Annotated in this window: 20 protein-coding genes; 2 read left to right on the top strand and 18 right to left on the bottom strand. The window is 56.7% G+C overall.

The genetic code is table 11. From position 1 onward, the window contains the following. Positions 1-142: 142 nt before the first annotated feature. The 5 genes from mdtP to yjcS all read right to left on the bottom strand — a co-directional run bounded on the left by mdtP (position 143) and on the right by yjcS (position 7,176). Positions 143-1,609, bottom strand: coding sequence for a multidrug efflux transporter outer membrane subunit MdtP (mdtP, locus tag ACJHYD_RS08340; protein WP_001550439.1), 1,467 nt, complete (start codon positions 1,607-1,609; stop codon positions 143-145). Then, positions 1,606-3,657, bottom strand: a complete 2,052-nt coding sequence (gene mdtO, locus ACJHYD_RS08335; protein ID WP_410228819.1) for a multidrug efflux transporter permease subunit MdtO — start codon at positions 3,655-3,657, stop codon at positions 1,606-1,608. The genes mdtP and mdtO overlap by 4 nt, the downstream gene beginning before the upstream one ends. Then, positions 3,657-4,688, bottom strand: coding sequence for a multidrug efflux transporter periplasmic adaptor subunit MdtN (gene mdtN / locus ACJHYD_RS08330; RefSeq protein WP_001522247.1), 1,032 nt, complete (start codon positions 4,686-4,688; stop codon positions 3,657-3,659). Before mdtN ends, mdtO begins: the two co-directional genes overlap by 1 nt. 18 nt (positions 4,689-4,706) lie before the next feature. Beyond that, positions 4,707-4,982, bottom strand: coding sequence for a YtcA family lipoprotein (locus tag ACJHYD_RS08325; protein WP_001309139.1), 276 nt, complete (start codon positions 4,980-4,982; stop codon positions 4,707-4,709). A 208-nt stretch (positions 4,983-5,190) separates the two neighbouring features. Further along, positions 5,191-7,176 (bottom strand): alkyl sulfatase YjcS, encoded by a 1,986-nt coding sequence (gene yjcS, locus ACJHYD_RS08320; RefSeq protein ID WP_001522248.1) that lies wholly within the window; start codon positions 7,174-7,176, stop codon positions 5,191-5,193. Positions 7,177-7,428: 252 nt separating this feature from the next. Between yjcS and ACJHYD_RS08315 the strand changes: the two genes are divergently transcribed. Both ACJHYD_RS08315 and yjdP read left to right on the top strand, forming a co-directional pair. Further along, positions 7,429-7,746 carry an RpiB/LacA/LacB family sugar-phosphate isomerase gene (locus tag ACJHYD_RS08315; RefSeq protein WP_001183282.1) on the top strand — a complete coding sequence of 106 codons (318 nt, stop codon included), beginning with the start codon at positions 7,429-7,431 and terminating at the stop codon, positions 7,744-7,746. A 68-nt stretch (positions 7,747-7,814) separates the two neighbouring features. Further along, on the top strand, positions 7,815-8,144 hold the full coding sequence (yjdP, locus tag ACJHYD_RS08310; protein ID WP_000819739.1) for a DDRRRQL repeat protein YjdP: 330 nt from the start codon (positions 7,815-7,817) through the stop codon (positions 8,142-8,144). A gap of 158 nt (positions 8,145-8,302) precedes the next feature. Here the strand turns inward: yjdP and phnP are convergent, their stop codons facing one another. The 13 genes from phnP to phnD form a co-directional block, all read right to left on the bottom strand. Continuing rightward, on the bottom strand, positions 8,303-9,061 hold the full coding sequence (phnP, locus tag ACJHYD_RS08305) for a phosphonate metabolism protein PhnP (protein WP_001550444.1): 759 nt from the start codon (positions 9,059-9,061) through the stop codon (positions 8,303-8,305). A gap of 1 nt (position 9,062) precedes the next feature. After that, a complete protein-coding gene (phnO, locus tag ACJHYD_RS08300; protein ID WP_001110486.1) occupies positions 9,063-9,497 on the bottom strand; it encodes an aminoalkylphosphonate N-acetyltransferase in 435 nt (144 codons plus the stop codon). After that, positions 9,484-10,041 carry a ribose 1,5-bisphosphokinase gene (phnN, locus tag ACJHYD_RS08295; protein WP_001550446.1) on the bottom strand — a complete coding sequence of 186 codons (558 nt, stop codon included), beginning with the start codon at positions 10,039-10,041 and terminating at the stop codon, positions 9,484-9,486. Before phnN ends, phnO begins: the two co-directional genes overlap by 14 nt. Beyond that, positions 10,041-11,177, bottom strand: a complete 1,137-nt coding sequence (gene phnM / locus ACJHYD_RS08290; RefSeq protein WP_001550447.1) for an alpha-D-ribose 1-methylphosphonate 5-triphosphate diphosphatase — start codon at positions 11,175-11,177, stop codon at positions 10,041-10,043. Before phnM ends, phnN begins: the two co-directional genes overlap by 1 nt. Next, complete coding sequence (gene phnL / locus ACJHYD_RS08285; RefSeq protein WP_001564234.1) at positions 11,174-11,854, bottom strand: phosphonate C-P lyase system protein PhnL; 681 nt, start codon at positions 11,852-11,854, stop codon at positions 11,174-11,176. The genes phnM and phnL overlap by 4 nt, the downstream gene beginning before the upstream one ends. A 110-nt stretch (positions 11,855-11,964) precedes the next feature. After that, positions 11,965-12,723, bottom strand: a complete 759-nt coding sequence (phnK, locus tag ACJHYD_RS08280) for a phosphonate C-P lyase system protein PhnK (RefSeq protein WP_001075519.1) — start codon at positions 12,721-12,723, stop codon at positions 11,965-11,967. Further along, entirely contained in the window at positions 12,720-13,565 is an 846-nt protein-coding gene (phnJ, locus tag ACJHYD_RS08275) for an alpha-D-ribose 1-methylphosphonate 5-phosphate C-P-lyase PhnJ (RefSeq protein ID WP_000002288.1), read from the bottom strand. Before phnJ ends, phnK begins: the two co-directional genes overlap by 4 nt. Further along, positions 13,558-14,622, bottom strand: a complete 1,065-nt coding sequence (phnI, locus tag ACJHYD_RS08270) for an alpha-D-ribose 1-methylphosphonate 5-triphosphate synthase subunit PhnI (protein WP_001550451.1) — start codon at positions 14,620-14,622, stop codon at positions 13,558-13,560. Before phnI ends, phnJ begins: the two co-directional genes overlap by 8 nt. Continuing rightward, entirely contained in the window at positions 14,622-15,206 is a 585-nt protein-coding gene (phnH, locus tag ACJHYD_RS08265) for a phosphonate C-P lyase system protein PhnH (RefSeq protein WP_000171616.1), read from the bottom strand. Before phnH ends, phnI begins: the two co-directional genes overlap by 1 nt. Further along, on the bottom strand, positions 15,203-15,655 hold the full coding sequence (gene phnG / locus ACJHYD_RS08260) for a phosphonate C-P lyase system protein PhnG (RefSeq protein WP_000542773.1): 453 nt from the start codon (positions 15,653-15,655) through the stop codon (positions 15,203-15,205). Before phnG ends, phnH begins: the two co-directional genes overlap by 4 nt. Beyond that, complete coding sequence (gene phnF / locus ACJHYD_RS08255; protein WP_001295387.1) at positions 15,656-16,381, bottom strand: phosphonate metabolism transcriptional regulator PhnF; 726 nt, start codon at positions 16,379-16,381, stop codon at positions 15,656-15,658. Between the two features lie 20 nt (positions 16,382-16,401). Further along, positions 16,402-17,181 carry a phosphonate ABC transporter, permease protein PhnE gene (gene phnE / locus ACJHYD_RS08250; RefSeq protein WP_001193496.1) on the bottom strand — a complete coding sequence of 260 codons (780 nt, stop codon included), beginning with the start codon at positions 17,179-17,181 and terminating at the stop codon, positions 16,402-16,404. Positions 17,182-17,241: 60 nt separating this feature from the next. Further along, a complete protein-coding gene (phnD, locus tag ACJHYD_RS08245) occupies positions 17,242-18,258 on the bottom strand; it encodes a phosphonate ABC transporter substrate-binding protein (RefSeq protein WP_000991995.1) in 1,017 nt (338 codons plus the stop codon). Positions 18,259-18,261: the final 3 nt, after the last annotated feature.

The raw sequence follows: 18,261 nt of genomic DNA, 5'->3' as shown, positions 1-18,261 counted from the left end.
TCTTTTATGCCACATTTTATTTGGGGTCATTCCCTGATATTACGGGCACTATTTATTCAAAACTCTGACGAAAAACAGGCTGTCGTCAGTTTTGACGTGACGAAACGAAATACCGCGTGACAGCCATCACGCGGCAGACATTTTATTTTTTCTCGACGACGGGACTTGCCTGATACCCGCCGCCCAGCGATTTCATCAACTGAATGCTTTGGATCACCCGGCGGCTGTCCAGCATCAGTAATGACATCTCCTCGGCAAGCACTGGCAACCGGGCTTCGGTGGCCTGTAAGCGGCTGGTTAAGCCGCGTTGATAGGCGGCCTCGGCAGCGCGCTGGGTGAAGCGCGTTGCTTCCACGCGTTCAGCCTGCATCTCTCGCTCGTCGTTGAGCGTTTGCAGACGCGTGCCGTTGACGGCAACGTCGCGCACCGCATTCAGCACTGACTGGTTGTAACGTTCAATCATCATGTTGCTGGCGGCGCGAGTGCCTTCGAGATTGGCATTCAACCGTCCACCGTCAAACAGCGGCAATTTCAGACCTGGGATAAAGTTGAACTGGCGACTGGTTTTTTTGAATAAGGTATCCAGGTGGATAGAATCCAGGCCGAAAAACGCTTTGATATCAAAGCTCGGATAGAACAGCGCCCGCGCGGAATCCACCTGATCTAATGACGCCTGAACATACCAGTGCATAGCTTGCAGATCCGGGCGTCTGGCGAGCAACTCATAAGAGAGTGTCGCCGGAATACCGGTCTGGACTTGCGGTAATGCCACCGGTTTGATCTCCGGCATATCGCTGGCTCCCGCGCCAATCAATGCACGCAGAGATTCTCGCGTTTCGGTGATTTGCCCTTTAACGGCAGCAATTTGTTTATCGACCGCCAGAATCTGTGCCCGCGCGCCGTGGAAAGGCACTTGCGCTTCCAGACCGTGCGCCACTTTACTCTGGTGCGCTTTCACCGCGTAATCAATCACATCGCGTGTTTGTTCTAACAGATCGAGCATCTGATAGCTGGCCTGCATACTGTAATAAAGCTGCGCTACGCCCGTGGTCAGCGATAGCTCTACTGCTGCGGTTTCTGCCAGCGCGGCATTATGCGCGCCAATGGCGGCGGCAACCGCTGAGCGATGCACACCCCACAAATCAAGATCCAGTCCGGCAAACAAACCGACTGTGGCTTCCGTATAGTACGGCCCGTCCATACCCAGTGCTGGCGCATCCATCGCATAAGGGCTTAAAAAGCCGTTCGCCGAGACACGTTGGCGGTTGAGCATCCCTAACGCTGCCACCTGCAACTGTGAACCAGCATCTAACAAATCGGCCTGGGACTGCGCTTTTTCTTCCCGCAGTTTCGCTTCGGCGAGGGTGTGTGAACCACTTAGCGTCCGTTGGATCAGGGCATCCAACTGCGGGTCATTGAGTTGTTTCCACCACTGCGCCTGCGGCCAGCCGGAGCTGGCAAGATGAATATCATCGGCCAGTTTGATTTGTTCCGGTTTGAGCTGTTGATGAGGTGCAGAATCCTTACGTACCAGGGCACAGCCGGAAATCAGCGTCGTGCTGCCGAGAATGCTGCACAACAGCAGACGTGAAAGTTGACGATTGATCATTGCGTGGCTCCTTGTGCCTGTTCCGTGGCGGGCGTTAATGCCGGGGCTGTCCAGTCTGGCAAGCGGGCGAAAAGCTGGCAGACGTGTTGCTCCTGTTTTAATAAGGTGGGCAGGATGGCCTGCGAGGCGGGTGTTTCTTCAAGCGTTATTTGAGGAGAACGGCTGAGTGCGGTTGCCAGACCGGCGGCGTATTTCTCCAGTGCGTCGGCAAACTGACCTGCTCTGTCCGGCTGTAGTGCGTTATCCAGCGCCTGCGCCGAGTTCCAGGTTGCATCCCAGGCGTGAAGAATATCGCGGCCCTGACGAATAACCGTTTGCGAACGTTCAATCAGTAAAGCGCGTTCTTCGCTGTCCAGTTGACGCTCCAACGCCACGCGTTGGCACATCTCTTCACAGGCATTAAACGCCGCATGCAGACCTATACGAATTTGCAAATAAGTGCGCAGAGCTGTGACTTCCTGCTGGCGTGGGATCCGCATTACTTTACTCAACATACCCAGCGCGCCAGCCAGTTTTTGCGGCAGTGTGCGCGCTTCACTTTCAGGCCAGACAAAGGTGTAAATCACCGCGGACACCACGGTACCAATGATGATACCCAGGGCGCGATCGCGAATTTCCACCAGGTCGTACACCGGGCCAAAAACGTTTTCGAGCGTGGCGAGCGCGAAGGTGACCACCATCTGTGTGCCGATATAAGAAGAGCGTTCAGAGCTGGTGGCAATCCATGCGCCCAACAGAAAAATCGGTGCCAGCACAAATAGCAATTCGACAATATTGTCCAGCCAGGGCATGACCAGTAACGTGAATAACAGCGCCAGAATTGCACCGCAGAAGGCACCGCCAAAACGCAGCGCCATTTTCTGATACGACGAACCAACATTCGGGTTAGCGACGATCACGCAGGTCAGCATACAGGTGTGAATGCCTTCCCAGTCCACGCCGCTGTAGAAGGTGTAACAGATCAAACAGGCGAGCAGCGTTTTTACCGCGTAGCGCATATAGTCTGGATTGGTAAAAGCGTCGGCGACCATTGATGGCGGTTTGGTGGCGGGCGTTGGCGGCGTATTCGGGTCCATCTGACCCAGTTGCAATAACGTCTGGCAGATATTCTCCAGGTTACATTCCCGTGCCGCCATCGCTTCACTTTCAGTGATCCGCCAGTCGCTTTGCCAGCACTGACCTTCGGCAATGGCATGCTGCAGTTTGTTGATTTCTGAGGCTAATTTTTGCCGAAATTCAATAATTGCCTGAGAATCAGCAAAAGAGGTGGGATCGTAGCGATTCAGCGTCGAGTAAATGTAGGTTACCGTTGCCACGCAGCTTTGCCACCATGCGCTCTGAGTTCGCCAGTTGGCATCGTCCGCGAGACAAAATACATTCAGTTTTTGCAGCGCCAGCGCCTCTCTTTCAATCCGCGTTTCGGGTAGCGGTGTGAGGCTGTTCGTCAGGTGGCTAATGGCATCATCAAGCCGATCATTAAGCGCCTGATGCATCTGCGTGATAGCGCGGCTGGGAAACCACAGCACGCCGATTAACGTCATCAATAACGTCGGGTAGAGGCCGACAACGATACACCACAGGGTTAAGCGCACGACCACTTCCGGATAGTCGAGCATGGCGGGGAAGGTTTGCCCGTAAATGGCGACAATGGCGACAGCGAAAAAGACCAGTCCCAGCCGATGGGTGCGCATCAAAAACATGCAGCCCATCAGGATCGGCCCGGCGATGATCAATCGGATCAACGGTTCGCCGTATGACCATTTGTAGATCAAAAACAGGCTGCCGATCTCCAGCACCGTGGCAACCACAAACAAGATCGCCAAAAATTTGGTGTAAAACGCGTTCGACTGAATACCGTAAAACAGCACTGCCAGCGATAACGCCACAAAAGGGATCTCAAAAGTCATCGAGATCAGAATCACCAGTAGGCAGCCTACCCAGAGTTGCACGGTCTGCGGCACACGACCTGGCCGCCGCTCGCTTAACTCTTCATGAAAGAACGCCAGCAGCCTGACCACCGGTAATGGCAGGGAGTTGAGCGCGCTCATTATTGCGGCTCAAGATTAGCGACTGCCGAAGTGCCGATGCGGAACATTTCCGGGTCAGGTTTATCAACCATGATTTTGACCGGAAAACGCTGGGCAACGCGGACCCAGTTAATAGAACGAGACACTTTCGGCAGGCCGCCCAGCACCAGGCCGCCGTCATCCGGTAGCACGCCGTAGCCAATCGAATCCACTTTACCCTCGAAGGTTTTGCCGCTGTCGCTCATCAGGCGAATGGTTGCGGGTGTACCTGAGCGAATATTTTTCAGATCAGTTTCGCGGAAGTTGGCGATCACGTACCAGTGACGAGTGTCGATTAGGGTGAAAATAGGGCGCATGGCAGAAGCAAATTGCCCGACGGAGGTTTTGAGGGAAATGACCCGGCCATCAAACGGCGCGCGAACGGTCGCCATTTCCAGATGCAGTTTCGTCAACGCAATATCCGCTTCCACTGCCGCACGTTGCGCCACCAGCGCATCCACGCCGCTGACGGCGCTGGCGGCTGACTGCGCCTGCAACAATCCGGCATTAAGATCGGCTTCTGCGGCGCGCTGCGCGGTTCTCGCGCGGTCAACGTCTTCCGCTGAGACGAAACCTTCTTTCAGTAATGGCTCGGTGCGGCGTAATGTATCACTGGCCTGTTTCGCGGCGGCACGGGCTTTTTCTACCGTGGCATTAACCGAGTCGGCACCAAACTGTTGCGCGTCAACGCTACGCTGGGTGAGCATAATTTGCTTATCCAGCGCCGCGAGGGAGGCTTCGGCTTTCGCCAGATTGGCCTCGTATGGGCGCGGGTCGATGCGAAACAGCAAATCGCCCTGTTTCACCGCCTGGTTGTCGGTGACCGCCAGTTCTACAATGCGACCGCTGACTTCCGGCACCACATCAATGGTATCTGCTGACGCGTAGGCGTCATTAGTTGATGGCGCACTGTCTACGCGCCAGATAACGAAAACAAGGGCAACCAGCGCCAACGCAACCACTAACAGAGCAGGGAATTTACTGCGAGGAGCTTTTTTCGGCGTACTTTCCATGAGCGCGTCTCAAATAGATTAGAAAAATGCCAGCCAGAGCAGCATGGCGTAGAGAGCAAAAAGGGCGGTATAAATAATTCCGACAAATGCCAGATTGATATTTGCCCGCTGAATAATTCGCCTCGTGATGAGCGTCAAAATAAGGCTGGCAATGGCGCAGAAAAACCAGCTGGGATAATAAGCGCCGATCACCGGGATTGCCGGAGATAATGAGCATCCCGAAACCATGAAGACGGGAATTATCCAGGCTGTTTTTTTGAGTTGCATCGCCATGCGAGAGAGAACTGTTGGCATATTAAATACATCCTGTCTGCTGCGAACAATATCTGTAGTGAATATCAATATCCATTGAAGGCGTCAGTATGGCTATTTTCTCGATGAATAAAAATAGCTTTATTCAGCCACCGCATTCATAACTTATATATTTTATGTATTAATTTGTTGTATGTATTTTTAAAATAAATGCTTTTGGGGGCTTAAGCGCCCCCAAAAGTGAGTGGCATTAATTTGGGGTTACGATATTCACCCACAAATCGAAATTATCCAGACAGGCAATAATTTCTTCCAGTATCGCGCCATTGCCAATAATTTTGGCTTTCTTCGCTTTTACCAGATCCGCCATTTTGACTTGTCCGGTCAGCACGGCGTGAAGATCTTCACGGCTGATGTAGAAAGAGGCATTGGCTTCAGGTTGCAGCGTTTTACGGTAGTTAAGCACGCTATCGTTCAGCGTCAGGTTGAGGTTATCGCCGTTGCTCATATTGAAGTTCAGGCTGATATTTTTACCCGCGGCTTTCGCACTATCGAGGCGAACGGACATAAAGTCGAACAGCATTTCGACCGACATTCCGCGAAGGGTGTCCGGGGAACCGGTGGTGCCGTGGCTGAATTTATGCACCCCTTCGCGCAGCTCTTTCGCGCCGGTCAGGTAGAAACCGCGCCAGGTGGCGGACTCGGCCTGATAGCCCAGCTGTTCAAAGTTATTCGCTTGCAGATTCTTCGCGACCTGGTCACCAGGGTTGGCGGCAATCACCTGTTTCAGCAGTTCTGCCGACCAGCGGTAATCACCTTGCTTGTTCGCTTCTTGCGCCAGGTTGATGACGCGGGCAGAACCGCCCAGCGCTTTCACGTAACGTTTACCCATCTCCACCTGACCATACGGATGCAGGTTAGCCGGGTTACCGTCGTAATAGCCAAGATAGAAGTTATACACCGCGCGGGCGTTGTGGCTGACAGAACCGTAATAGCCGCGGCTGGCCCAGTTATTGGCAAGCGCAGGCGGCAGCTTAATCATGTCGCCGATTTCATTCATGGTGTAGCCCTGGTTAGCCAGGTGCAGGGTCTGGTCGTGAATGTACTTGATAGTATCGCGATATTTACCAATATAATCATTGATATGCTTATTGCCCCAGACCGGCCAGGTGTGCGGCATAAACAGTACTTCCGCGTCATTACCCCACATATCCAGCGTTTCGTTCAGATACTCGGTCCACTTGCTGGTGTCGCGGGTTTTCGCGCCGCGCAGAGTGTAGAAGTTGTGCAGGGTATGCGTGGCGTTCTCGGCGGTACACAGGGCTTTCAGAGCCGGAATATAGAAGTGCATTTCGGCTGGCGCTTCGCTACCCGGAGTCATCAGGAAGTCAAATTCCAGGCCGTCGATAATCATCTTCTCGCCAGTTCTGACGATAGTTTTAGTCGGTGCAATAATGCTCGGGTCGCCCGTTGCCAGCGTCACGCCCAGGCCGTTGCCCACGTTGCCTTGCGCGTTGTGCGGCAGTAACAGACCGTAAGAGTAGAGCGCACGGCGGCTCATGATGTTACCCGCCAGCACGTTTTCGCTGATGGCTTCGTCCATAAAGCCTGCCGGAGCGATCACCTGCACTTTGCCGGATTTAACATCCGCTTCAGAGATAATGCCTTTCACACCGCCATAATGGTCGGCGTGGCTGTGGGTGTAAATCACAGCAACAATCGGTTTTTGCGGACGATGCTGGAAGTAAAGATCAAGTGCGGCTTTTGCGGCAGGCGGCGTCACCAGCGGGTCGATAACAATAATGCCTTTCTCGCCCTCAACGAACGTAATGTTAGAGATATCCTGGCCGCGCACCTGATACATTTTATCGGTGACTTTGAACAGGCCAGAAATACCGTTGATTTGCGACTGACGCCACAGGCTGGGGTTTACGGTTTCCGGCGCAGCGGCATTAATATCAAATTTGTAATCGTCTGCGCGGTAGTAAACTTTACCGTTCGCATCACGCAGAATACCTTCATCCAGCAGCGGGGCGATAAATCCACGCTGGGCATCGTCAAAATCTTGACGATCGCTAAACGGTAATGATTTGGCGTAATTCTGATTAACCTGTTGGGTATATTGAGTGGCGGCTTTCGCTTCCTCTTTCGCATTAGCGGTATTTACCATCATGCTGCTGGCGGCAGTTAACGCAATAACAATCCTGCTCAAACGGAATAACCGAGAGTTATTCATATAAATCTCCATTTATCATTTATGTCGTAAATATGTAACCCATGCAAAATACGTCATTTGAAGCTGGCGTTATCATAATTGGGAAATTGCGACTTTAATAAGTAGAAGTGTGAGCTGAACGCGCCATTTTATTAGGCATTTGTGCTGAAGAGGGAAAAGTACGCGAATTTATTATCTCTGTAAATAATATGAGGTGTTTTATATATTTATTATATATATTGTACTTCGGCAAATACTGAGCACAATTAATCAATGCAACCGGTGTTTTTTATTAAAAAACGTACCGGAGCAATGGGCGGTCATGTCGCTGGCACCGCAGGATTCTGCGTTGCTGTGCCAGCCTTTTATTCATGGTCAATGAGTGAGGGGATTGATAAAGAAACCAGGTCGTCAGAGCGCACTGATTATCCGCATTACGCCAGTGAAGTTGCACTGGCTTTTGGTTCACGAGTGGTTGGCCTCGAACTGGCAAAAATGATTGTGGATGCGTGGCTGGGCGCGCAGTACGAAGGCGGTCGTCATCAACAACGCGTGGAGGCGATTACGGCAATAGAGCAGCGGAGAAATTGAGATTCATCCACTACTTGCATGGATGAGTAATGACTAATGTGGATAGAGTTTCTTTTTGAGGTTGGCTAATGAAACGCTTTCCGCTATTTCTTTTATTCACCCTGCTCACGCTGTCCACCGTTCCGGCCCAGGCCGATATTATCGACGACACCATTGGCAATATTCAGCAGGCGATTAACGATGCTTATAACCCTGACCGTGGGCGAGACTATGAAGATTCGCGCGACGACGGATGGCAGCGTGAAGTGAACGACGATCGGCGCAGACAATATGACGATCGCCGCCGCCAGTTTGAAGATCGCCGCAGGCAGCTGGACGATCGCCAGCGCCAGCTTGATCAGGAGCGTCGGCAGCTAGAAGATGAAGAGCGGAGAATGGAAGATGAGTATGGGCGTTGATGTTGGGTATGGAGCAGGCATCGCCCCTCACCCCGGCCCTCTCCCCAATGGGGCGAGGGAGAAAACCAGCGCAATATTCAATATCGAGCACAATCGGTCCCCTCGCCCCTCTGGGGAGAGGGTTAGGGTGAGGGGGCCAGCGCGCACATTCCCTCCCATCACGCCACCCCAATCTCCATCCCATCAAACCCCGCCTCAAACCCCGACGGCAGTGCGTTTTCCATCAGCCACGCATCAAACTGGTGGCTGATATGCGTCAGAATCACCCGTGGCGAGCGGATAACCTCATTCAGTGCCAGCACGGTGTTTAAATCGCAGTGATTACGTGGCGCATCCTCGCGCGGCGGATGGCTGCAATCAATCACCATCACCTGCGGTTGATTATTGCGTAAAAATTTCAGCGTTTTTTCCGGTAGGCCTGCGGTGTCAGACAGCCACGCCACGCGGCTGTGCGCGGTTTCCAGCAAATAGCCGAAGGTGAGTTTTGAGTGGTTGAGCGGCAGGGGCGTGACCTGTAACCCCTGTAAATCAAACACCACAAACGGTTCCATCGTGTGGCTGAAATCAAGCAGGCCCGGATGTTTAAACAGATCGTCGCAGCCCTGTTCATCCGGCGGGCCGTAGACCGGGATCTGATCGCCCACGCCCCAGCGCAGCGGAAACAGCCCCTGCACGTGATCCATATGGTAGTGCGTCAGCAAAAACTGCTGGAACGATCCGGGCGACCAGCGATCGGCGAGATCGTGCAGCCCGGCGTCGATCAGGGTGATCGCGTCGTTAAACTTCACGACGCCGCTGCATGGCTGGCGGCGATACTGCGGTGAGCGCCGCGCTCTGGCGCAGGCCGCGCACTCACAGCCCCATGCGGGAACGCCCTGTGCGCCGCCAGTGCCAGTAAGTGTGAGGGTCAGGCTCATGTTACAGCGCCTTGGTGAAGCGGAAATGGCTCTGCTCGTAGCCTTCGCGCAGATAGAAACGGTGCGCGTCGTGGCGCTTCACGTTGGTGGAAAGCTCGGTCATTTCGGCCCCGGCCTGGCGGGCTTCTTCTTCTGCCCATGCCAGTAATTTACTGCCGATGTTCAGACCGCGCGCCTGCGGCATCACCACCAGTTCCTGAATTTCGCCGATCCAGTTGACATGATGCAGATGAAACTGCAAATGCAGGCCGATCATGCCGACAACTTCGCCATCCAGCAGCGCCAAATGGTAGCGCATGTTCGGGTCGCGCAGATTGGCGTTAAACCCCACGCGAAACGCGTGGTGGTCAAACTCCGCCTGTTTTAGCTCACAAATCAGCGCGTAAACTGCGTCGGTGTCGTACTGCGTAGCCGGGCGAAGCTCACAAGCAGGCATGGTGTTTCTCCTTCTGATGAATCAGCGTCAGCAGCTTGTCGACCGACTGGCGCAGGCTGCCGTCATTATTGAGCGTAAGACAATCCTGAGGAGTATAGCGGGCAGCGCGTGCCAGTCGGGCGTTAATTTCACTGGCATTTTCACGACCACGGTTTTCGAGGCGCTGGCGCAGGATCTCCGGCGAAACCTGTAAACAAACGGGCAGCAGCGCCGATTGATAGCGCGCCCGCGCCTGCGGCAGATGGGCGCGTGAGCCGTTGACCACCACGTCAAATCCAGCGTGCAGCCAGAGGTCAATCTCGACGCCGATGCCATAATACAGGCCGTTGGCGTGCCAGCTTAAGGCCAGAAGGTTCTGCCCCGCGCGGGTAAAAAACTCCTGCTCGCTCAGGGCGATATGGTTTTCACTTCCGGCGCTGGCGGCGCGCGTGATGTAGCGATGCGCTACCAGTAGCTGAGTTTGTTCCCGCTGGCGGAGTTCCGTCAACAGACTGTCTTTTCCGGAGCCAGAGGCCCCCATTAACCAAATCAGTTTTCCCGTCATCAGAACACCCTTTTACCCTGACGCCAGACGTGGTCGATATGAATGTGGTTGCCCTTGCGATGCGCCAGCACCAGGTCGGCGCGTATGCCCTCCCCAATCACCCCGCGATCCTGAAGATTGAGCGCCTGGGCCGGATTTTTGGTCACCAGCTTCACCGCCTGCGTCAGCGTAAAGCGGTTGCTCTCGTCGTCGGCGACGCGAAATGCCGCATCGAGCAGGCTGGCGGGGTAGTAGTCGGAAGAGAGGATATCCAGCAGGCCAAGCTGCGCCAGTTCACTGGCCGCCACGTTGCCGGAGTGCGAACCGCCGCGCACGATATTCGGCGCGCCCATCAGCACGTTCATACCATGCCTGCGCGAAGCTTCCGCCGCTTCAAACGTGGTGGGAAATTCGGCGATCACGCTGCCAAGCTGGTGGGATTCGGCAACGTGGGCGTGCGTGGCGTCATCGTGGCTGGCGAGGGCAATTTGTCGCGCGCGGCACAGGGCGGCGATGGATTCGCGATTAGGCTGTGACCAGCGTGCGGCAAGCGCCAGTTGCTCTTCTTCGTACTGCTGCATCTGCGCATCGGTGAGCGAGTATTTGCCCTGATAATATTCGCGATACTTCTCGCGGTTGGCGAACTGGCGCTGTCCCGGCGAGTGATCCATCAGCGACACCAGCGTCACCGGCTCGCGCTGCACCAGTTTTTCAAACAGTGGCAGCGTGGTGTGATGCGGCAGTTCGCAGCGCAGGTGCAGGCGGTGCTCGGCGCGGTTGACGCCGCGTTTCTGCGTCTCTTCAATGGCGTTGATCATCTTCTCCAGATTCTCCAGCCGATCGCCGCCGTCGCGCACGTCGCCAATCGCCACCGCGTCCAGCACGGTGGTGATGCCGCTCGCCACCATCAGCGCATCGTGGCTGCTCATCGCCGAGTGGGCGGGCCAGTCGACCTTCGGGCGCGGGGTGAAGAATTTATCCAGATTATCGGTATGCAGCTCAATCAGCCCCGGCAGTAGCCAGCCACCTTCGCCGTCCATCGCTTCCGGCTGGCGGCTCTGGCTTTCGGCAAAGGCGCGGATTTCGCCATCCTGTACTTCCAGTGAACCGTGCACCACTTCATTTTCCAGCACCAGTTTGACGTTATTGATAATCATGAAGAGGCTCCCATCGGGTGCAGGCGGTCGGCGACGTCATTGCGTACGGCTTCGTCATGGAAGATACCGACGATGGCCGCGCCACGGGCTTTGGCTTCGCGGATCAGTTCCACTACGGCGGCGCTGTTTTTAGCGTCCAGCGAGGCGGTAGGTTCGTCGAGCAGCAGAATCGGATAGTCGACGATAAAGCCACGGGCGATGTTGACGCGCTGCTGTTCGCCGCCGGAGAAGGTCGATGGTGCCAGGTGCCACAGGCGTTCAGGCACGTTCAGGCGGGTGAGCAGACGCGCGGCTTTAGCGGCGCAGGCTTCACGCGGTACGCCGGTATCGAGCAGAGGCTGCATCACCACTTCCAGTGCCGAAATACGCGGGATGACGCGCAGAAACTGGCTCACCCAGCCGATGGTGGTTTTGCGGATCTCCACCACTTTGCGGGCTGGCGCGGTGACCAGGTCTACCCATTCCTCACCGTGTTTGATCTGGATTTGCCCTTCGTCGGGCAGATAGTTGGCGTACAGCGAGCGCAGCAGGGTTGATTTTCCGCTGCCGGAGTGGCCGTGAAGCACCACGCATTCGCCTGCGTTGACGGTGAGCGAGGCACGGTTGAGGACGGGCAGGTGCACGCCGTTTTGCTGGTGCAGGATGAAGGTTTTACTGACGTTTTGTACGTTAATCATTTTTCGCCTCGTTGTTCGGGTGTCGGATGCGACGCTGACGCGTCTTATCCGACCTACGGGGAGCGCATTTGTCGGCCGGATAAGGCGTTTACGCCGTATCCGGCACTGGCTCAATTCTGCAAAACCGATGACACCAGCAGCTGGGTATATGGATGGTGAGGGTCGTCGAGCACGCGGTCGGTTAACCCACTCTCCACTACTTGCCCCTGCTTCATCACCAGCAAACGGTCCGCCAGCAAGCGGGCGACGCCCAGATCGTGGGTGACAATCACCACCGCCAGATTCAGCTCCACCACCAGACCGCGCAGCAGATCGAGCAGGCGCGCCTGTACCGATACATCCAGCCCGCCGGTCGGTTCATCCATAAACACCAGCTTCGGATGCGTCACCAGGTTGCGGGCAATCTGCAAACGTTGCTGCATACCGCCGGAAAAGGTGGTCGGCAGGTCGTCGATCCGGTTGGAGGGAATCTCCACCTCCTCCAGCCACTTCTGCGCGGTGGCGCGAATATCGCCGTAATGACGCGCCCCGGTCGCCATCAGCCGCTCGCCGATATTGCCGCCTGCCGACACCTGGCGGCGCAGGCCGTCGAGTGGATGCTGATGCACCACGCCCCATTCGGTGCGCAGCAGGCGACGGCGGTCGGCCTCGCTCATGCCATAGAGGGAACGGTTTTCATAGTGAATCTCCCCTTGCTGCGGCGTCAGACGCGCGGAAATTGATTTCAGCAGCGTGGTCTTCCCGGAGCCGGATTCCCCGACGATGCCCAGCACTTCCCCCGGCCATAAATCAAAAGAGACATCGCTAAAGCCTTTGCCCGGCGCGTAAAGGTGGGTCAGGTTATTGACCGAAAGTAACGGTTGATTCATTGGTTTTTTGCCTCGCTCTGTTGGCGGCAATAATCGGTATCGGAGCAGACAAACATGCGGTTTCCGGCGTCATCCAGCACCACTTCATCAAGATAGCTGTGGGTCGATCCGCAGATGGCGCATGGCTCATTCCACTGCTGAACGGTGAACGGGTGATCGTCGAAATCGAGGCTTTCCACGCGGGTAAACGGCGGCACCGCATAGATGCGCTTCTCGCGCCCTGCGCCGAACAGCTGCAGGGCGGGCATCATGTCCATTTTCGGGTTATCGAATTTCGGGATCGGCGACGGGTCCATCACGTAGCGCCCGTTCACCTTCACCGGATAAGCATAGGTGGTGGCGATATGACCGAAGCGGGCGATATCTTCATACAGTTTCACCTGCATCACGCCGTACTCCTCCAGCGCGTGCATAGTGCGGGTCTCCGTTTCGCGCGGCTCGATAAAGCGCAGCGGTTCCGGGATTGGCACCTGGAAGATAATGATCTGATCTTCGGTCAGCGGCGTTTCGGGGATGCGGTGACGCGTCTGGATAAGCGTCGCATCGTCCGTACGTTCAGTGGTGTTTACCCCGGTCACGCGCTTAAAGAAGTTGCGAATCGACACGGCGTTGGTGGTGTCATCCGCACCCTGGTCAATCACCTTCAACACGTCGCTTTCGCCAATCACGCTGGCGGTAAGCTGGATACCACCAGTTCCCCAGCCGTATGGCATCGGCATCTCGCGCCCGCCAAACGGCACCTGATAACCGGGGATCGCCACCGCTTTTAAGATGGCGCGGCGGATCATGCGTTTGGTCTGCTCGTCGAGGTAAGCAAAGTTGTAGCCGCTCAGATTAGCCATGGTTCTGCTCCTGTTGCAGACGTTTGAGTAGCTCCAGTTCGGCCTGGAAATCGACGTAGTGGGGGAGTTTGAGGTGCGAGACAAAGCCTGCGGCTTCGACGTTGTCGGCATGCGCCAGCACGAACTCTTCATCCTGTGCCGGGCCTGTCGCGTGCTCGCCGTACTCCGGGGCTTGTAGAGCGCGGTCAACCAGCGCCATTGCCATCGCTTTGCGCTCGCTCATGCCGAACACCAGCCCGTAGCCGCGCGTGAAGTGCGGCGGCTCATCCGGCGGGTCGATAAAACCGTTGACCATTTCACACTCAGTTATCAGCAGTTCGCCGACGTTCACCGCAAATCCCAGCTCTTCCGGCACAATCGACACGTCGATATAGCCGCTGCGGATTTCGCCTGCGAACGGATGATTGCGTCCGTAACCGCGTTGGGTGGAGTAGGCCAGCGCCAGCAAATAGCCTTCGTCTCCGCGCATGAGCTGCTGCAAACGGGAAGAACGTGAGCAGGGGTAAACCGGCGGCGTGCGGGTGATGTCATCCGGCTGTGCGCCGCTATCCTCTTCAAACTTCGCCAGCCCCTGACGCGCCAGCAGGCTGAAAACGTGCGGCGACGGCTGTTGTGCGCTGTCGGCGGTGGTCAGCGTCGGCGCTTCGCCGTTTGCCAGCAGGGTGAAATCGAGCAGGCGATGGGTGTAGTCGTAGGTTGGGCCAAGCAGCTGGCCGCCGGGAATATCTTTATAAACCGCTGAAATACGCCGTTCGAGACGCATCTCCGTGGTGTCGAGCGGCTCGCTTACCGCCAGCTTCGCCAGCGTGGTGCGGTAGGCGCGTAGCAGGAAAATCGCTTCGACGTTATCGCCGCTGGCCTGTTTCAGCGCCAGCGCCGCCAGTTCGCGGTCGGCAATGCCGCCTTCGGTCATCACGCGATCTACTGCAAGATTAAGCTGCTGTTCAATCTGGGCGACGCTCAGTTCAGGCAAATCGGTATTGCCCCGGCGTCGGCTCTCTTGCAGGGCGTGGGCGGCGTCGATCGCCTTTTCGCCCCCTTTCACGGCAACGTACATCAGCACACCTCCACATGAGTGGTTCGCGGGATAGCCAGCAGGCGCTCGCCGCAGGTCAGGATCAGGTCGATGCCGAGCGGGAACGGGTGCGGGCGCTCGGTAAGTTCGTGCAGAATGCACTCCGGCAGCTGCGGAGCGATCATTCGTTCTTCGGCAATACCCGCGCCAGTAAGGCGCAGCATGCGCCCGCCGCTCAGGCTGACGACCTGTAAAATCAGCGTCGCGCCCGCTTCTGGCGCAACAGCGGTGCCGCTGGAAAGGGCGTTAAGCTGTTCGCTGGAAATCGCCTCATCCGTTACCGCGAAGGTCGCCAGTTCCGGCTGATTGACCAGCGGCGCGTTGGTATGAAAACGCAGGCTCTGGCTGACGATATCGTTACTTAATGGCGCAGAAAGCCACACCGGCGTGTCGTTATCGGCCAGCGTCAGCAGCACGCTGGTGGTGGCGATATTCAGCGGCTGCCAGCCGCGTTTGAGCTGATGCAGGGCGACAATCACGCCCGGCTCGCTCATGGCCTTTAACAGGCGACGAAAACTGTGCTGGGCATCCTGCACAGGAAGCATAAAAGCGGTTTCCAGGGTCATGCGTTATCTCCGCGAACCATCGTAAAGAAGTCGACCCGGCTGGCGTTCACTTCGGCCTGGCGTGCGGCAATGCGTGCCATACGGTCAGCGTCCAGCGGGGCAATAAGGGTTTCTGATAAGTTTTGAAAATGGCGGGTTTGCTGCATCAGCGCGTCAATCAGCGCGCAGCGTTCGGCGTGCTGTTTGTCGCGCCCCAGCACCCAGCTGTAGCCGAGCGTGCCGTCAGTCAGGCGTACGGTGGCGCGGGTGAGCGTGGCGTCGCCAGCAAAAAAGCGTTCGCCGGTGCCACCCATCCGCGCCTGAATCTGCACCAGGCCGGTTTCAGCGGCGCGGATTACTTCATAGTCGGCAGTGATGTTCAGCGCCTTCAGGCGGGCTGCCAGTTCAGCCGGTTGGCTGTGTGCCAGTACGGACATCCAGTGCTGGCGAGTCGCGGTATCTGCGTGCATTCAGTGCTCCATAGTGAATTCAATCATGTCGGCGCGCGTCAGGCTGACGGAGTACTCCGCCGGGCTGCTTTCACCGTCACGGTGGTTAAGGGTGCGCACGCACAGCAGCGGCGACATATTCGGGATTTCAAGACGCTGGCACTCTTTGGCCTGGGCGCGGCGGGCGCTGATCCGCGTCTGGCTGCGGCGCAGCGCAATCCCCGTTTGCTCGCGCAGAAAATCGTGCAGCGAGCCGCTGTCGAAGCGTTGCAGCGTCGGCCAGAGGGTGAGGTCCGCAAAGTAGTGGTCGATTAAACAGAGCGCGACGCCGTTGACCCGGCGCAGGGTGCGCAGGTGGATAACGTTCTCGCCCTCGGTTATCCCCAGCGCGTCAGCGACGTGACCGGAGGCCGGGCGCAGCACAGACAGCAGTTTTTCGCTGGTGGGATGGCTGCCCTGATCCAGCAGGTTCTGGCTAAAACGCGCCTGGGCGTTGAGCGGGTAATCGAACGGGCGCATCAGCACCAGCACGCCGACGCCCTGACGGCGCTGTACCCAGCCTTTTTCCACCAGTTGGTCGATGGCGCGGCGCAGGGTGTGGCGGTTCACCTCAAAGCGCGCCGCCAGTTGCTGCTCGGCGGGAAGATAGTCGCCGCAGCGGTAGTGTTGACGAAGCTCCTGCTCAAGTTTTGCGGCTATCTCCTGATAGCGTGTTGGGTAGCTGGTCGGATGTGTAGACAAGTGCATAGATATCAATGCCTCGCTTATCAGATAAAGTGCTTACGCAACCGTTGAGAGAGGAAATCCAGCAGGCTGACCGTGACGATAATCAGCACCATCAGGGCGCAGGTTTGCTGGAACTGGAAACCGCGAATCGCTTCCCACAGGGTGACGCCGATCCCGCCAGCGCCGACCATGCCAACAACGGTGGCCGAACGGACGTTGGATTCGAAGCGATAGAGGGAGTAGGAGATCAGCAGCGGCATCACCTGTGGCAGCACGCCGTAGAGGATCTCTTCCAGCTTGTTGGCACCGGTGGCGCGAATGCCTTCCACCGGGCCGGGTTCAATCGCTTCCACCGCTTCGGAAAGCAGCTTGGAGAGCACGCCGGTGGTGTGGATAAACAGCGCCAGCACGCCAGCGAACGGGCCAAGGCCGACGGCGACCACGAACAGCATGGCGAAGACCATTTCGTTAATGGCGCGGCAGGCGTCCATCAGGCGGCGTACGGGCTGGTAAACCCACCACGGCACCAGGTTTTCGGCGCTCATCAGACCGAAGGGGATGGAGAGAACCACCGCCAGCGCGGTGCCCCAGACGGCGATTTGCAGCGTGACGGCCATTTCGGTGAGGTAATCCTGCCACTGGCTGAAATCGGGCGGGAAGAAGTCGGCAGCGAACGTCGCCATGTTGCCGCCGTCTTTAATCAGCGTGAGCGGGGCCATTTCCGCGCCCTGCCACGAGACGACCAGCACGGCGAGAACAATGGCCCAGCTCAGAAGCGAGAACCAGCTGCGCTTGGGTGGGGCGATGGTGATGGTTTGCATATATTGCTCCGTTTAATGTTTTCTCCCTCTCCCTGTGGGAGAGGGGACCGATCGAGCACATTACTGCACCGCTTTACTCACCGAACTCATCGCGCTTAACGCGTTGTTCAGGCGGTCCAGGTCATCCAGTTGCGCCTGAATGGCGCTAGTTTTTGCCAGCTTGTCCTGCTCATTCAGCCCTTTATTGCCTTTCACGCCCTGCATCTCTTTAAACAGCGCGAGCTGGCGAATCGGCACCAGTTGCAGGTCGCTGGAGGCGCGGAACGGGGCCCAGCCCAGGCGTTCCAGCACCGCTTTCTCTTCCGGCGTTTTGCCGTAATTCATAAAGAAGTCGTAGATCTTGTCTTTGGTGGTTTCGGAAAGATTCTTGCGCCAGACGATCGGATCGCCTGGGATCAGCGGCGACTTCCAGATCACCTTCAGTTCTTTGAGCTTCTCTGGCGCGGAGGTTTTCAGCTTGTCGAGGTTTTCGGTGTTGTTGGTCGCCACATCCACCTGCTTGTTGGCGACGGCCAGCGCGTTGGTTTCATGCCCGGCGTTGACGGTGCGCTTGAAGTCGCTGGCGGAGATATTGTTTTTGGCGAAGACGTAGTAGCCGGGGACGAGGAAGCCAGAGGTGGAGTTAGGATCGCCATTGCCGAAGGTGAGATCTTTACGCTTCGCCAGCAGATCGTTCAGGTTGTTGATCGGACTGTCTTTGTTGACGATCAACACGCTCCAGTAACCCGGCGATCCATCCGCTGCGACCGTCTGGGCGAAGACCTGACCGTTGGCGCGATCCACCGCTTCCATCGCCGACAGATTGCCGTACCAGGCGATATCCACTTTATTGAAGCGCATCCCCTGGATAATGCCCGCGTAGTCCGGGGCAAAGAAGGCGTTGACCTTTACGCCCAGCTTCTTCTCCATATCCTGTAAGAACGGCGTCCATTGCGGTTTCAGGTTTTGCTGTGATTCCGTTGAAATAATGCCGAAATTCAGCGCCTTTTCCTGCTCTTCGGCGTGCGCCGGGCTTAACAGGGTGCTGAGGCTGAACATGCTGGTGAAGGCCAGCGAGGCAATTATCTTAGCGTTCATTCG

The sequence above is a fragment of the Escherichia sp. WS1368 genome (genome assembly GCF_046487485.1).
GTDB lineage: Bacteria > Pseudomonadota > Gammaproteobacteria > Enterobacterales > Enterobacteriaceae > Escherichia > Escherichia coli.
The sequence above is the reverse complement of the archived record's forward strand: the minus strand, read 5'-3'. Positions and strand labels throughout refer to the sequence as shown.

Coding starts and splice junctions, on each gene's coding strand:
- phnE (WP_001193496.1), bottom strand. CDS start 17,181: ATGCAAACCATCACCATCGCCCCACCCAAGCGCAGCTGGTTCTCGCTT.
- phnI (WP_001550451.1), bottom strand. CDS start 14,622: ATGTACGTTGCCGTGAAAGGGGGCGAAAAGGCGATCGACGCCGCCCAC.
- phnO (WP_001110486.1), bottom strand. CDS start 9,497: ATGCCTGCTTGTGAGCTTCGCCCGGCTACGCAGTACGACACCGACGCA.
- phnN (WP_001550446.1), bottom strand. CDS start 10,041: ATGACGGGAAAACTGATTTGGTTAATGGGGGCCTCTGGCTCCGGAAAA.
- mdtN (WP_001522247.1), bottom strand. CDS start 4,688: ATGGAAAGTACGCCGAAAAAAGCTCCTCGCAGTAAATTCCCTGCTCTG.
- phnM (WP_001550447.1), bottom strand. CDS start 11,177: ATGATTATCAATAACGTCAAACTGGTGCTGGAAAATGAAGTGGTGCAC.
- phnJ (WP_000002288.1), bottom strand. CDS start 13,565: ATGGCTAATCTGAGCGGCTACAACTTTGCTTACCTCGACGAGCAGACC.
- mdtO (WP_410228819.1), bottom strand. CDS start 3,657: ATGAGCGCGCTCAACTCCCTGCCATTACCGGTGGTCAGGCTGCTGGCG.
- yjcS (WP_001522248.1), bottom strand. CDS start 7,176: ATGAATAACTCTCGGTTATTCCGTTTGAGCAGGATTGTTATTGCGTTA.
- phnL (WP_001564234.1), bottom strand. CDS start 11,854: ATGATTAACGTACAAAACGTCAGTAAAACCTTCATCCTGCACCAGCAA.
- yjdP (WP_000819739.1), top strand. CDS start 7,815: ATGAAACGCTTTCCGCTATTTCTTTTATTCACCCTGCTCACGCTGTCC.
- phnK (WP_001075519.1), bottom strand. CDS start 12,723: ATGAATCAACCGTTACTTTCGGTCAATAACCTGACCCACCTTTACGCG.
- phnH (WP_000171616.1), bottom strand. CDS start 15,206: ATGACCCTGGAAACCGCTTTTATGCTTCCTGTGCAGGATGCCCAGCAC.
- phnG (WP_000542773.1), bottom strand. CDS start 15,655: ATGCACGCAGATACCGCGACTCGCCAGCACTGGATGTCCGTACTGGCA.
- ACJHYD_RS08325 (WP_001309139.1), bottom strand. CDS start 4,982: ATGCCAACAGTTCTCTCTCGCATGGCGATGCAACTCAAAAAAACAGCC.
- phnD (WP_000991995.1), bottom strand. CDS start 18,258: ATGAACGCTAAGATAATTGCCTCGCTGGCCTTCACCAGCATGTTCAGC.
- phnF (WP_001295387.1), bottom strand. CDS start 16,381: ATGCACTTGTCTACACATCCGACCAGCTACCCAACACGCTATCAGGAG.
- ACJHYD_RS08315 (WP_001183282.1), top strand. CDS start 7,429: ATGCAACCGGTGTTTTTTATTAAAAAACGTACCGGAGCAATGGGCGGT.
- phnP (WP_001550444.1), bottom strand. CDS start 9,061: ATGAGCCTGACCCTCACACTTACTGGCACTGGCGGCGCACAGGGCGTT.
- mdtP (WP_001550439.1), bottom strand. CDS start 1,609: ATGATCAATCGTCAACTTTCACGTCTGCTGTTGTGCAGCATTCTCGGC.